The following is a 14,351-nucleotide window of genomic DNA, read 5'->3' on the forward strand; positions in this document are numbered from 1 at the left end:
TGCGGCTATTTCAACAAATGCTGGTTTTTTGAATGCATAACGACAAAGATCTCTCTACGTGGCAGACATTCCGCCGACTGTGGCCAACCATTGCGCCTTTTAAAGCGGGTCTGATCGTGGCGGGCATAGCGTTAATTCTCAACGCAGCCAGCGATACCTTCATGTTATCGCTCCTTAAGCCACTTCTCGATGATGGCTTTGGTAAAACCGATCGCTCCGTGCTGATGTGGATGCCGCTGGTGGTTATTGGGCTGATGATTTTACGTGGTATCACCAGTTATATTTCCAGTTACTGCATTTCCTGGGTATCAGGAAAAGTGGTAATGACCATGCGTCGCCGTCTGTTCGGCCACATGATGGGAATGCCGGTGTCATTTTTTGACAAACAGTCTACCGGGACACTGCTTTCACGTATTACTTACGATTCTGAACAGGTTGCTTCGTCGTCTTCCGGCGCGCTGATTACGGTGGTGCGTGAAGGTGCTTCCATTATCGGTCTGTTCGCCATGATGTTCTATTACAGCTGGCAGTTGTCGATCATTTTGATTGTGCTGGCGCCGATCGTCTCGATTGCGATTCGTATCGTATCGAAGCGTTTTCGCAGCATCAGCAAAAACATGCAGAACACAATGGGGCAGGTGACCACCAGTGCTGAACAGATGCTGAAAGGCCACAAAGAAGTATTGATTTTTGGCGGCCAGGAAGTAGAAACGAAGCGTTTTGATAAGGTCAGCAACAAGATGCGTTTGCAGGGAATGAAGATGGTATCTGCCTCTTCCATCTCTGACCCGATCATTCAGCTGATTGCCTCTCTGGCGCTGGCATTTGTTCTCTACGCCGCGAGCTTCCCAAGTGTAATGGATAGCCTGACAGCCGGTACGATCACCGTTGTCTTCTCTTCGATGATTGCACTGATGCGTCCGCTGAAATCGCTGACCAACGTTAATGCCCAATTCCAGCGTGGTATGGCGGCCTGTCAGACGCTGTTTACCATTCTGGATAGTGAACAGGAGAAAGACGAAGGTAAACGCGAGATTGAGCGTGCTACTGGCGACGTCGAATTTCGCAATGTCACCTTTACCTATCCGGGGCGTGAAGTCCCTGCGCTGCGTAATATCAACCTGAAGATCCCAGCAGGGAAAACAGTGGCTCTGGTAGGGCGTTCGGGTTCGGGTAAATCAACTATCGCCAGCCTGATCACGCGTTTTTACGATATTGATGAAGGCGAGATCCTGATGGATGGTCACGATCTGCGCGAGTATACCCTGGCGTCGTTACGTAACCAGGTTGCACTGGTATCGCAGAATGTCCATTTGTTTAACGATACGGTTGCCAACAACATTGCTTACGCACGTACAGACCAGTACAGCCGTGAGCAAATTGAAGAAGCGGCGCGTATGGCTTATGCCATGGACTTTATCAATAAGATGGATAACGGTCTTGATACGGTGATTGGTGAAAACGGCGTGTTGCTCTCTGGCGGTCAGCGCCAGCGTATCGCTATCGCTCGAGCTTTGTTGCGTGACAGCCCTATTCTGATCCTTGATGAAGCCACCTCGGCACTGGATACAGAATCCGAACGTGCGATTCAGGCGGCGCTTGACGAGCTACAGAAAAACCGTACCTCACTGGTGATTGCTCACCGTTTGTCTACCATTGAAAAGGCAGACGAAATTGTGGTCGTTGAGGATGGTGTCATTGTGGAACGCGGCACGCATAACGATTTGCTTGAACACCGTGGTGTCTACGCGCAACTTCACAAAATGCAATTTGGTCAATGATCGAAAAAATCTGGTCTGGTGAATCTCCTTTGTGGCGGCTGTTGCTGCCACTCTCCTGGTTGTATGGTCTGGTGAGTGGCGCTATCCGTCTTTGCTATAAACTAAAACTGAAGCGCGCATGGCGTGCCCCAGTGCCTGTTGTGGTGGTCGGTAATCTCACCGCAGGTGGTAACGGGAAAACACCGGTCGTTGTCTGGCTGGTAGAACAACTGCAAAAACGCGGTGTTCGTGTTGGTGTTGTATCCCGGGGCTATGGCGGTAAGGCCGAGTCGTATCCGATGTTATTGTCGGCAGAGACTACCACAGCACAGGCGGGTGATGAACCGGTGCTGATTTATCAGCGTACTGGCGCGCCTGTTGCAGTTTCTCCCGTCCGTTCTGATGCGGTAAAAGCCATTCTTGCGCAACATCCTGATGTGCAGCTCATCGTAACCGACGACGGTCTACAACATTATCGTCTGGCACGAGATGTGGAAATTGTCGTCATTGATGGTGTGCGTCGCTTTGGCAATGGCTGGTGGCTGCCTGCGGGGCCAATGCGCGAGCGCGCAGGGCGTTTAAAATCGGTTGATGCGGTAATCGTCAATGGCGGCGTACCGCGTGATGGTGAAATTCCGATGAATTTAATACCGGGTCAGGCAGTGAATTTGCGTACCGGTGCTCGTTGTGACATTGCACAGCTTGAACATGTGGTGGCAATGGCGGGGATTGGTCATCCGCCGCGCTTTTTTGCCACGCTGAATATGTGTGGTGTGCAACCGGAAAAATGTGTGCCGTTGTCCGATCATCAGTCTTTGAATCATGCGGATGTCAGCGCATTGTTAAGTGCCGGGCAAACACTGGTTATGACTGAAAAAGATGCGGTGAAATGCCGGGGCTTTGCAGAAGAAAATTGGTGGTATTTGCCCGTTGACGCACAGTTTTCGGGCGCTGAGCCAGAGAAACTGCTCGCGCAACTTTCCTCGCTGGCTTCTGGCAACTAATTCGCAGCAGCAGCGTTCAATTGATGGAGCCATGAATGACGCTGCCGTATATCTCTCTTGCTGATGCGCGTAATCTTCATCTCGCTGCGCAAGGCCTGTTAAAAAAATCTCGTCGTCGCGCGTTGCCGCAAGATATTCTGGCAGCTATTTCCCGCATGTCCTTGCTGCAAATCGACACTATCAATATCGTTGCCCGCAGCCCTTATTTGGTGCTTTTTAGTCGTCTGGGTAATTATCCTCCGCAGTGGCTGGACGAGTCGCTGGCGCATGGCGAATTAATGGAATACTGGGCGCATGAAGCCTGCTTTATGCCGCGTAGTGATTTTCATCTCATTCGCCACCGGATGCTGGCGCCAGAAAAAATGGGCTGGAAATATCAAGACGCCTGGATGCGGGAACATGCGGAAGAAATTGAACAGTTACTTCAGTACATTCAGGATAACGGACCCGTACGTTCAGCCGATTTTGCTCATCCCCGCAAAGGGGCAAGCGGTTGGTGGGAGTGGAAGCCGCATAAACGCCATCTGGAAGGGCTGTTTACTGCTGGAAAGGTTATGGTGATTGAAAGGCGTAATTTCCAGCGCATTTATGATTTAACCCATCGCGTCATGCCGCACTGGGATGATAAGTGTGACCTCGTTTCGCAAACAGAAGCAGAAATCACGATGCTGGATAACAGCGCGCGTAGCCTGGGAATATTCCGCGAACAGTGGCTGGCGGATTACTATCGTCTTAAACGCCCGGCGCTGGCTGCCTGGCGTGATGTGCGTGCTGAACAGCGGAAAATTATCCCCGTAAATGTGGAGAGGTTAGGACAACTCTGGCTGCATACTGATTTGTTGCCTCTTCTCGAAACAGCTCTCGCGGGAAAACTCACCGCGACGCATTGCACTGTACTGTCACCCTTTGACCCTGTCGTCTGGGATCGTAAACGTGCAGAGCAGCTTTTTGATTTTAGCTACCGGCTGGAATGCTACACGCCGGCACCGAAACGTCAGTATGGCTATTTCGTTCTGCCGTTACTGCATCGTGGACAATTAGTCGGGCGAATGGATGCCAAAATGCATCGCCAGACGGGCGTCCTTGAAGTTATCTCCCTTTGGTTACAGGATGGCATCAAACTGACTGCTTTTCTTCAAAAAGGATTGCGCCAGGCGATTACCGATTTTGCTGGTTGGCAGCAGGCAACGCGAGTGACATTAGGGCGCTGCCCACACGGTCTCTTTAGTGATTGCCGCACAGGCTGGGAAATAGCCCCCTGGGCATAAATGATTATGATAAGATTTATGCATTCATAACCCGATCCATCTGGAGGAACTATGGATCATCGTCTGCTCGAAATCGTTGCCTGCCCGGTTTGCAACGGCAAACTTTGGTATAACCAGGAAAAACAAGAACTGATTTGCAAACTGGATAACCTGGCTTTCCCGCTGCGCGATGGCATCCCAGTGCTGTTGGAAACGGAAGCCCGCGTACTGACTGCTGATGAGAGTAAATCATGAGTTTTGTGGTGATTATTCCTGCACGCTACGCTTCTACGCGTCTGCCAGGTAAACCGTTGGTCGATATTAACGGTAAGCCGATGATCGTTCATGTTCTTGAACGCGCCCGCGAGTCAGGAGCCGATCGCATCATTGTAGCAACCGATCATCAAGATGTTGCCCGCGCTGTTGAAGCTGCTGGGGGGGAAGTGTGCATGACGCGCGCCGATCATCAGTCAGGCACCGAACGCCTGGCGGAAGTTGTCGAAAAATGCGCGTTCAGCGACGACACGGTGATTGTTAATGTGCAGGGCGATGAGCCAATGATCCCTGCGACAATCATTCGTCAGGTTGCTGATAATCTCGCCCAGCGTGAAGTAGGCATGGCAACCCTTGCTGTACCTATCCACAGTGCGGAAGAAGCCTTTAATCCGAATGCGGTTAAAGTGGTGCTTGACGCTGAAGGTTATGCGCTTTACTTCTCGCGTGCCACCATTCCGTGGGATCGTGACCGTTTTGCAAAAGGTCTGGAAACCGTTGGTGATAACTTCCTGCGTCATCTTGGTATTTATGGCTACCGTGCAGGCTTTATCCGTCGTTATGTCAACTGGCAGCCAAGTCCGTTAGAACACATCGAAATGTTAGAGCAGCTTCGCGTACTGTGGTATGGCGAAAAAATCCACGTTGCTGTTGCCCAGGAAGTTCCTGGTACAGGAGTGGATACCCCTGAAGATCTCGAGCGCGTTCGCGCTGAAATGCTCTAAGCTAATTTCACGACACTCCACCTGATTTTGGGGGAGTGTCGTACCGTTACGATTTTCCTCATTTTTCTTTTCAACAATTGATCTCATTCAGGTGACATCTTTTACATTGGCGCTCATTATGAAGGCAGTAGCTTTTATGAGGGTAATCTGAATGGAACAGCTGCGTGCCGAATTAAGCCATTTACTGGGCGAAAAACTCAGTCGTATTGAGTGCGTCAATGAAAAAGCAGATACGGCGTTGTGGGCTTTGTATGACAGCCAGGGAAACCCAATGCCGTTAATGGCGAGAAGCTTTAGTACGCCAGGACAAGCTCGCCAGTTGGCATGGAAAACCACCATGCTGGCACGCAGTGGGACTATTCGTATGCCAACCATCTATGGCGTGATGACACATGAAGAACATCCTGGCCCCGATGTCCTGTTACTGGAGCGGATGCGTGGTGTTTCTGTGGAAGCACCCGCGCGTACACCGGAACGTTGGGATCATCTGAAAGAGCAAATTGTTGAAGCTCTGCTGGCCTGGCACCGACAGGACAGTCGCGGTTGCGTCGGTGCAGTCGACAATACTCAGGAAAATTTCTGGCCCTCCTGGTATCGGCAACATGTTGAAGTGCTATGGACCACGCTCAATCAGTTCCATAACACCGGTCTAACGATGCAGGATAAGCGTATCCTGTTCCGCACCCGCGAATGTCTTCCGGCATTATTTGAAGGATTTAACGACAATTGTGTGCTGATCCATGGCAATTTCTGTTTGCGCAGCATGTTGAAAGATTCTCGTAGCGATCAATTACTGGCGATGGTAGGGCCGGGCCTCATGCTTTGGGCGCCACGTGAGTATGAGTTGTTCCGGTTGATGGATAACACTCTGGCAGAGGATTTACTCTGGAGTTACCTGCAACGCGCGCCAGTGGCGGAGTCGTTCATCTGGCGGCGTTGGCTGTATGTGTTATGGGATGAAGTTGCGCAACTGGTCAATACCGGACGGTTTAGCCGGCGCAACTTCGATCTGGCATCAAAATCACTCCTTCCCTGGCTCGCCTGACGAACCTTTCAGCCACTGCCAGATGCGACCAAGCGTTTCATAGCCGACTCGGTCGCTATGCATCAACCAGACCGGAGAGGGAATTGCCCGTTCCCACGGATTAAGCGGTGAGTCGATTGCCAGCTGATTCGCCGGGGCTGGCAGCGGATTCAGACCTTCCCGTTGGAAAAAGATCATCGCGCGCGGCAAATGAGACGCAGATGTCACCAGCAGGAAAGGGGCGTCACCAATTGCCTGTTTCACTGCGGCTGCTTCTTCTTCGGTATCTTTTGGCAAATCCAGCGTAATAATTTGTTCGCGCGGTACGCCCAGCGATTGCGCTACTCTGGCACCCACTTCGGCTGTACTCACCGTATTGGTTTTTGCCACGCCTCCCGTGAAGATCAGTTTTGATCCCGGATTCTCGCGCCATAAACGAATACCTTCATTCAGGCGCGGCAAACTATTATTGATTAAATTTGAACTTGGTGCCCACTGCGGGTTCCAGGTATAACCACCTCCTAGCACCACGATATAGTCCACTTTTTGTGCATTATTCCATGTCGGATAAGTACTTTCGATGGGACGCAGCAGGCGGTCGGCTACCGGTTGCAAACTTAATAACAAAAGCGCCAGCCATCCTGCGCTAATAAATATCTTTCCGGTTTTTTGAAAACGGCTAAACCACAGTAGCACCAGACCCACACCGATAATCAACAACATTAGCGGAAGTGGCAGTAGCATACCGCCAATCACTTTTTTCAGTGTAAAAAGCATCCTTTCTGGTTCCTTTTTTAACCATATAGTGAGGGATCGGCAGTGATATTACACCAGACGGGTTCATTCTCGCCGTGGCTGTGACAAAATAGCGCCTTTATCAGAAAACGTCTTAGCCAACCGGTGGAGAAAGCAATGCAGGATCGCAATTTTGATGACATTGCGGAAAAGTTTTCCCGTAACATTTACGGCACCACCAAAGGACAGCTTCGACAGGCTATTCTGTGGCAGGATCTTGATCGTGTACTGGTGGATATGGAGCCGCAAAAACTGTGCGTGCTGGATGCCGGTGGTGGAGAAGGACAGACCGCGATCAAAATGGCCGAACGTGGGCATCAGGTCATTTTATGCGATCTCTCCGCCCAGATGATCGACCGCGCAAAGCAGGCGGCAGAAGCTAAAGGTGTGAGCGATAACATGCAATTTATACATTGCGCCGCTCAGGACGTTGCTTCGCATTTGGAAACGCCCGTTGATCTGATATTGTTCCATGCGGTGCTGGAATGGGTGGCTGACCCCCGCAGCGTATTGCAAACATTGTGGTCAGTGTTGCGCCCAGGCGGCATGTTGTCATTAATGTTCTACAATGCGCACGGCTTGCTGATGCATAACATGGTCGCAGGAAATTTTGATTACGTGCAGGCGGGAATGCCGAAAAAGAAAAAACGGACGCTTTCGCCAGACTATCCACGCGACCCGGCGCAGGTATATCAGTGGCTGGAAGAAGCTGGCTGGCAAATTATGGGTAAAACCGGCGTTCGCGTGTTTCATGATTATCTGCGTGAAAAGCACCAGCAGCGCGACTGCTACGAAGCATTACTTGAATTAGAAACGCGTTATTGCCGCCAGGAACCGTATATCAGCCTGGGGCGTTATATTCATGTCACCGCGCGCAAACCGCAGAGCAAGGATAAAGTATGAGTGAATTTTCCCAGACAGTCCCCGAACTGGTTGCCTGGGCCAGAAAAAATGACTTCTCCATCTCGCTGCCGGTAGACCGACTCTCTTTTCTGCTGGCGGTTGCCACGCTGAATGGCGAGCGTCTGGATGGTGAGATGAGTGAAGGCGAGCTGGTGGATGCATTCCGCCATGTGAGTGATGCGTTTGAGCAAACCAGCGAAACCATCGGCGTGCGCGCCAACAACGCGATCAACGACATGGTGCGTCAACGTCTGCTGAACCGCTTTACCAGTGAGCAGGCGGAAGGGAACGCTATATATCGTCTGACGCCGCTCGGCATCGGCATTACTGACTACTATATCCGTCAGCGCGAGTTTTCTACGCTGCGTCTTTCTATGCAGTTGTCGATCGTTGCAGGCGAACTGAAGCGTGCGGCGGATGCGGCAGAAGAGGGCGGTGATGAGTTTCACTGGCACCGCAATGTCTATGCGCCGCTGAAATATTCTGTAGCAGAAATTTTCGACAGCATCGATCTGACGCAACGTCTGATGGATGAGCAGCAGCAGCAGGTGAAAGATGACATCGCTCAGTTGCTGAATAAAGACTGGCGGGCGGCGATCTCCAGCTGCGAATTGTTGCTTTCAGAAACCTCCGGTACGCTGCGTGAATTGCAGGATACGCTGGAAGCGGCAGGTGACAAATTGCAGGCTAACCTGTTGCGCATTCAGGATGCGACCATGACGCATGACGATCTGCATTTTGTCGATAGTCTGGTGTTCGATCTGCAAAGTAAGCTCGATCGTATTATCAGCTGGGGACAGCAATCTATCGACTTGTGGATTGGCTACGATCGCCACGTACACAAATTTATCCGTACTGCTATCGATATGGATAAAAACCGCGTCTTTGCCCAGCGTTTACGTCAGTCGGTACAAACCTATTTTGATGAGCCGTGGGCGCTGACTTACGCGAATGCCGATCGTCTGCTGGATATGCGTGACGAAGAGATGGCACTGCGCGACGAAGAAGTGACCGGGGAGCTTCCGCCAGATTTAGAGTACGAAGAGTTCAACGAGATCCGCGAACAACTGGCGGCGATCATCGAAGAACAGCTCGCCGTGTACAAAACCAGACAAGTACCGCTGGATCTTGGTCTGGTGGTACGCGAATATCTGGCGCAGTATCCACGTGCGCGTCACTTTGACGTTGCGCGTATTGTTATTGATCAGGCGGTACGCCTCGGCGTAGCGCAAGCAGATTTCACCGGACTGCCAGCGAAATGGCAGCCGATTAATGATTACGGAGCCAAGGTACAGGCGCATGTCATCGACAAATATTGAACAAGTGATGCCGGTTAAGCTGGCGCAGGCGCTGGCGAATCCGTTATTTCCGGCGCTGGATAGCGCCCTGCGTTCAGGCCGCCATATCGGTCTTGACGAACTGGATAATCATGCATTCCTGATGGATTTTCAGGAATATCTGGAAGAGTTTTACGCACGTTATAATGTGGAGCTTATTCGCGCGCCGGAAGGTTTTTTCTATTTGCGCCCACGTTCTACCACTATTATCCCGCGCTCCGTATTGTCGGAACTGGACATGATGGTCGGGAAAATCCTCTGTTATCTCTATCTCAGCCCGGAACGGCTGGCGAACGAGGGGATTTTTACTCAGCAGGAATTGTATGATGAACTGCTCACCCTGGCCGATGAAGCGAAACTGCTGAAACTGGTAAACAACCGTTCTACCGGTTCGGACGTGGATCGCCAGAAGTTGCAGGAAAAAGTACGCTCTTCGCTCAACCGTCTGCGCCGCTTAGGCATGGTGTGGTTTATGGGGCACGACAGCAGCAAGTTCCGCATTACTGAATCGGTGTTCCGTTTCGGTGCGGATGTCCGTGCGGGCGACGATCCGCGCGAAGCCCAGCGTCGCCTGATTCGCGATGGTGAAGCTATGTCGCTGGAAAACCACCTGCAACTCAACGACGAAACTGAAGAGAATCAGCCAGATAGCGGAGAGGAAGAATAATGATTGAACGCGGTAAATTTCGCTCACTGACGCTGATTAACTGGAACGGCTTTTTTGCCCGTACCTTTGACCTTGATGAGCTGGTCACGACGCTTTCCGGCGGTAACGGTGCGGGTAAATCCACCACTATGGCGGCGTTCGTTACGGCGCTTATCCCCGACCTGACCTTGTTGCATTTCCGTAACACCACGGAAGCCGGGGCTACCAGCGGTTCGCGAGATAAAGGCCTGCACGGTAAGCTAAAAGCGGGTGTCTGTTATTCGATGCTTGACACCATCAACTCGCGCCACCAGCGCGTGGTGGTTGGTGTGCGTCTACAACAGGTTGCCGGGCGCGATCGTAAAGTTGATATCAAACCGTTTGCCATTCAGGGCTTGCCGATGTCGGTGCAGCCGACACAGCTGGTGACCGAAACCCTGAACGAACGTCAGGCGCGCGTGCTGCCGCTTAACGAGCTGAAAGACAAACTCGAAGCGATGGAAGGCGTGCAGTTTAAGCAGTTCAACTCCATCACCGATTACCATTCGCTGATGTTCGATCTGGGCATCATCGCGCGCCGTCTGCGTTCTGCTTCTGATCGTAGTAAATTCTATCGTCTGATCGAAGCCTCGCTGTACGGCGGTATTTCCAGCGCCATTACCCGTTCCCTGCGCGACTACCTGCTGCCAGAAAACAGCGGTGTGCGTAAAGCGTTCCAGGACATGGAAGCGGCGCTGCGTGAAAACCGCATGACGCTGGAAGCGATTCGTGTCACCCAGTCTGACCGTGACTTGTTCAAGCATCTGATTAGCGAAGCTACCAACTATGTGGCGGCGGACTACATGCGTCACGCCAACGAGCGCCGTGTCCATCTCGACAAAGCTCTGGAGTTTCGTCGTGAGCTACATACTTCGCGTCAGCAACTGGCGGCGGAGCAGTACAAACACGTCGATATGGCGCGTGAGCTGGCAGAGCACAACGGTGCCGAAGGCGATCTGGAAGCGGATTATCAGGCGGCCAGCGATCACCTGAACCTGGTGCAGACTGCACTGCGTCAGCAGGAAAAGATCGAACGTTACGAAGCGGATCTTGATGAGCTGCAGATCCGTCTGGAAGAGCAAAACGAAGTGGTGGCAGAAGCCATCGAGCGCCAGGAAGAGAACGAAGCGCGTGCGGAAGCCGCCGAACTGGAAGTGGATGAGCTGAAAAGCCAGCTTGCTGACTACCAGCAGGCGCTGGACGTCCAGCAAACGCGCGCGATCCAGTACAACCAGGCGATTGCTGCGCTTAATCGTGCCAAAGAATTGTGTCATCTGCCGGACTTAACCGCCGACAGCGCCGCCGAATGGCTGGAAACCTTCCAGGCGAAAGAGCTGGAAGCGACCGAAACAATGCTCTCTCTTGAGCAGAAAATGAGTATGGCGCAAACTGCGCACAGCCAGTTTGAGCAGGCTTATCAATTGGTAGTAGCAATCAACGGTCCGCTGGCGCGTAACGAAGCGTGGGAGGTCGCCCGCGAATTGCTGCGCGAAGGGGTCGATCAGCGCCACCTGGCAGAACAGGTTCAGCCGCTACGGATGCGCTTAGGCGAACTGGAACAGCGTCTGCGCGAGCAGCAAGAAGCCGAACGACTGCTGGCAGAATTCTGCAAACGTCAGGGCAAGAATTTCGATATCGACGAACTGGAAGCCCTGCATCAGGAACTGGAAGCGCGCATTGCCTCTCTTTCTGACAGCGTGTCTAACGCCCGTGAAGAGCGCATGGCGCTGCGTCAGGAACAGGAACAACTGCAATCACGCATTCAGAGTCTGATGCAGCGTGCGCCGGTTTGGCTGGCGGCGCAAAACAGCCTCAATCAGTTGAGCGAGCAGTGCGGTGAAGAGTTCACTTCCAGTCAGGACGTCACTGAATACATGCAACAGTTGCTGGAGCGTGAGCGCGAAGCGATTGTTGAACGTGACGAAGTGGGCGCGCGTAAAAACGCCGTTGACGAAGAGATTGAGCGTTTAAGTCAGCCGGGCGGCTCTGAAGATCAGCGCCTGAATGCGCTGGCAGAACGTTTTGGTGGCGTGCTGCTGTCAGAAATTTATGACGACGTTAGCCTTGAAGATGCGCCGTACTTCTCTGCACTATATGGCCCGTCTCGCCACGCGATCGTTGTGCCGGATCTGTCGCAGATTGCCGAACAACTGGAAGGTTTAACCGATTGCCCGGAAGATCTCTATCTGATCGAAGGTGATCCGCAGTCATTCGATGATAGCGTGTTCAGCGTTGATGAGCTGGAAAAAGCGGTGGTGGTGAAAGTTGCCGACCGTCAGTGGCGTTACTCACGCTTCCCGGAAGTTCCGCTGTTTGGTCGTGCGGCGCGCGAAAGCCGTATTGAAAGTCTTCATGCCGAGCGTGAAGTGCTCTCTGAACGTTTTGCTACGCTCTCCTTTGATGTACAAAAAACCCAGCGCCTGCATCAGGCATTTAGCCGTTTTATCGGCAGCCATCTGGCGGTGGCGTTTGAGTCCGATCCGGAAGCCGAAATCCGCCAACTCAACAGCCGTCGCGTCGAGCTGGAGCGTGCGTTGAGTAATCATGAAAATGATAACCAGCAGCAGCGTATTCAGTTTGAGCAGGCGAAAGAGGGCGTTACGGCGCTAAATCGCATTCTGCCGCGTCTCAACCTGTTGGCTGATGACAGCCTGGCGGATCGCGTCGATGAAATCCGCGAACGTCTGGATGAAGCACAGGAAGCCGCGCGTTTTGTTCAGCAGTTCGGTAATCAACTTGCAAAACTGGAGCCGATGGTTTCGGTGTTGCAGAGCGACCCGGAACAGTTCGAACAGTTAAAAGAAGATTACGCGTACTCCCAGCAAATGCAGCGAGATGCCCGTCAGCAGGCATTTGCCCTGACTGAAGTGGTGCAGCGTCGTGCGCACTTTAGCTACTCCGACTCGGCAGAAATGCTCAGCGGTAACAGCGATCTCAACGAAAAACTGCGTGAGCGTCTGGAGCAGGCGGAAGCGGAACGTACCCGCGCTCGTGAAGCGTTGCGTGGTCACGCAGCGCAGTTGAGCCAGTACAACCAGGTACTGGCCTCGCTGAAAAGTTCTTACGACACCAAAAAAGAGCTGCTTAACGATCTGCAACGCGAATTGCAGGATATCGGGGTGCGTGCCGATAGCGGGGCAGAAGAACGGGCGCGTATTCGCCGTGACGAATTACATGCGCAACTGAGCAATAACCGTTCACGTCGCAACCAACTGGAAAAAGCACTTACCTTCTGCGAAGCGGAGATGGACAACCTGACCCGCAAACTGCGCAAGCTGGAACGTGATTACTTTGAGATGCGCGAGCAGGTGGTGACCGCCAAAGCGGGCTGGTGTGCAGTCATGCGCATGGTGAAAGATAATGGCGTTGAGCGCCGCTTACACCGTCGCGAGCTGGCTTATCTCTCCGCTGATGATTTGCGTTCCATGTCGGATAAGGCGTTAGGTGCGCTGCGTCTGGCGGTAGCGGATAACGAACATCTACGCGACGTGCTGCGTATGTCGGAAGATCCAAAACGTCCGGAACGTAAAATTCAGTTCTTCGTGGCGGTTTACCAGCATCTGCGCGAACGTATTCGTCAGGATATTATTCGTACCGATGATCCGGTGGAAGCTATCGAGCAGATGGAAATCGAACTTAGCCGTCTGACTGAAGAGTTAACTTCCCGCGAACAGAAACTGGCGATCAGTTCCCGCAGCGTGGCGAACATTATTCGCAAAACCATTCAGCGCGAACAGAACCGTATCCGTATGCTCAACCAGGGATTGCAGAACGTGTCGTTCGGTCAGGTGAACAGCGTGCGTCTGAACGTGAACGTGCGTGAAACTCACGCCATGCTGCTGGATGTCCTTTCTGAACAGCATGAACAACATCAGGATCTGTTTAACAGCAACCGTCTGACCTTCTCGGAAGCTCTGGCGAAACTGTATCAGCGCCTTAACCCGCAGATTGATATGGGCCAGCGCACACCGCAGACCATTGGTGAAGAACTGCTGGATTACCGCAACTACCTGGAGATGGAAGTTGAGGTTAACCGTGGTTCCGATGGCTGGCTGCGTGCGGAATCGGGCGCACTATCTACCGGTGAAGCAATTGGTACAGGTATGTCGATTCTGGTTATGGTGGTACAGAGCTGGGAAGATGAATCACGCCGCCTGCGCGGTAAAGACATTTCTCCTTGCCGCCTGTTGTTCCTCGATGAAGCAGCGCGACTGGATGCTCGTTCTATCGCCACGCTGTTTGAATTGTGTGAGCGTTTGCAAATGCAGCTCATCATCGCGGCGCCAGAAAATATTAGCCCGGAGAAAGGCACCACCTACAAACTGGTGCGTAAGGTATTCCAGAATACCGAGCACGTACATGTGGTTGGTTTACGTGGCTTTGCGCCGCAGCTTCCTGAGACGCTTCCAGGAGCTGACGAAGCGTCTTCCCAGGCAAGTTAAGATTAAGGCGGCAGCGATGTCGCCTTTTTTCCGAAAACTCCGTTTCTGCACTAAAAAAATGCCGCATTACGGCGCGCTTTTCTTTAAACTTCTTTACATTAGGTTGTGTAAAAACGTATCGGTGTTTATATACTGAAGGTAAGCCTGATAAGTAAC

General features: G+C 52.4%; 11 protein-coding genes. 10 read left to right on the forward strand and 1 reads right to left on the reverse strand.

What is annotated here, in order from left to right; translation table 11 throughout:
* The first annotated feature begins 32 nt into the window (after nucleotides 1–32).
* The 6 genes from msbA to WC5_RS07690 all read left to right on the forward strand — a co-directional run bounded on the left by msbA (nucleotide 33) and on the right by WC5_RS07690 (nucleotide 6,054).
* Nucleotides 33–1,781 carry a lipid A ABC transporter ATP-binding protein/permease MsbA gene (msbA, locus tag WC5_RS07715; RefSeq protein ID WP_000551252.1) on the forward strand — a complete coding sequence of 583 codons (1,749 nt, stop codon included), beginning with the start codon at nucleotides 33–35 and terminating at the stop codon, nucleotides 1,779–1,781.
* Nucleotides 1,778–2,764, forward strand: coding sequence for a tetraacyldisaccharide 4'-kinase (lpxK, locus tag WC5_RS07710; protein ID WP_000570521.1), 987 nt, complete (start codon nucleotides 1,778–1,780; stop codon nucleotides 2,762–2,764). Before msbA ends, lpxK begins: the two co-directional genes overlap by 4 nt.
* 35 nt (nucleotides 2,765–2,799) lie before the next feature.
* On the forward strand, nucleotides 2,800–4,032 hold the full coding sequence (ycaQ, locus tag WC5_RS07705; RefSeq protein WP_000174807.1) for a crosslink repair DNA glycosylase YcaQ: 1,233 nt from the start codon (nucleotides 2,800–2,802) through the stop codon (nucleotides 4,030–4,032).
* Between the two features lie 51 nt (nucleotides 4,033–4,083).
* The gene (ycaR, locus tag WC5_RS07700) at nucleotides 4,084–4,266 is read left to right on the forward strand and encodes a protein YcaR (protein WP_000350069.1); all 183 of its coding nucleotides are present in this window, start codon (nucleotides 4,084–4,086) and stop codon (nucleotides 4,264–4,266) included.
* Nucleotides 4,263–5,009, forward strand: a complete 747-nt coding sequence (kdsB, locus tag WC5_RS07695) for a 3-deoxy-manno-octulosonate cytidylyltransferase (protein WP_000011597.1) — start codon at nucleotides 4,263–4,265, stop codon at nucleotides 5,007–5,009. The genes ycaR and kdsB overlap by 4 nt, the downstream gene beginning before the upstream one ends.
* A gap of 151 nt (nucleotides 5,010–5,160) precedes the next feature.
* A complete protein-coding gene (locus tag WC5_RS07690) occupies nucleotides 5,161–6,054 on the forward strand; it encodes a YcbJ family phosphotransferase (RefSeq protein ID WP_000436929.1) in 894 nt (297 codons plus the stop codon).
* On the opposite strand, the gene elyC is transcribed toward WC5_RS07690, so the two are convergent.
* Nucleotides 6,031–6,810 carry an envelope biogenesis factor ElyC gene (elyC, locus tag WC5_RS07685; protein WP_000899559.1) on the reverse strand — a complete coding sequence of 260 codons (780 nt, stop codon included), beginning with the start codon at nucleotides 6,808–6,810 and terminating at the stop codon, nucleotides 6,031–6,033. The two genes, WC5_RS07690 and elyC, sit on opposite strands and share 24 nt — an antisense overlap.
* A gap of 135 nt (nucleotides 6,811–6,945) precedes the next feature.
* Between elyC and cmoM the strand changes: the two genes are divergently transcribed.
* The 4 genes from cmoM to mukB are packed head-to-tail and all read left to right on the forward strand — an operon-like array spanning nucleotide 6,946 to nucleotide 14,195.
* Nucleotides 6,946–7,731 carry a tRNA uridine 5-oxyacetic acid(34) methyltransferase CmoM gene (gene cmoM, locus WC5_RS07680; RefSeq protein ID WP_010349584.1) on the forward strand — a complete coding sequence of 262 codons (786 nt, stop codon included), beginning with the start codon at nucleotides 6,946–6,948 and terminating at the stop codon, nucleotides 7,729–7,731.
* A complete protein-coding gene (mukF, locus tag WC5_RS07675; protein ID WP_001288859.1) occupies nucleotides 7,728–9,050 on the forward strand; it encodes a chromosome partition protein MukF in 1,323 nt (440 codons plus the stop codon). Before cmoM ends, mukF begins: the two co-directional genes overlap by 4 nt.
* The gene (gene mukE / locus WC5_RS07670) at nucleotides 9,031–9,735 is read left to right on the forward strand and encodes a chromosome partition protein MukE (protein WP_010344468.1); all 705 of its coding nucleotides are present in this window, start codon (nucleotides 9,031–9,033) and stop codon (nucleotides 9,733–9,735) included. The genes mukF and mukE overlap by 20 nt, the downstream gene beginning before the upstream one ends.
* Entirely contained in the window at nucleotides 9,735–14,195 is a 4,461-nt protein-coding gene (gene mukB / locus WC5_RS07665) for a chromosome partition protein MukB (RefSeq protein ID WP_000572687.1), read from the forward strand. The genes mukE and mukB overlap by 1 nt, the downstream gene beginning before the upstream one ends.
* Nucleotides 14,196–14,351 lie beyond the last annotated feature (156 nt).

Origin of the sequence: Escherichia sp. KTE114 (genome assembly GCF_000407765.1) — a bacterium.
GTDB classification, from domain to species: Bacteria; Pseudomonadota; Gammaproteobacteria; order Enterobacterales; family Enterobacteriaceae; genus Escherichia; species Escherichia ruysiae.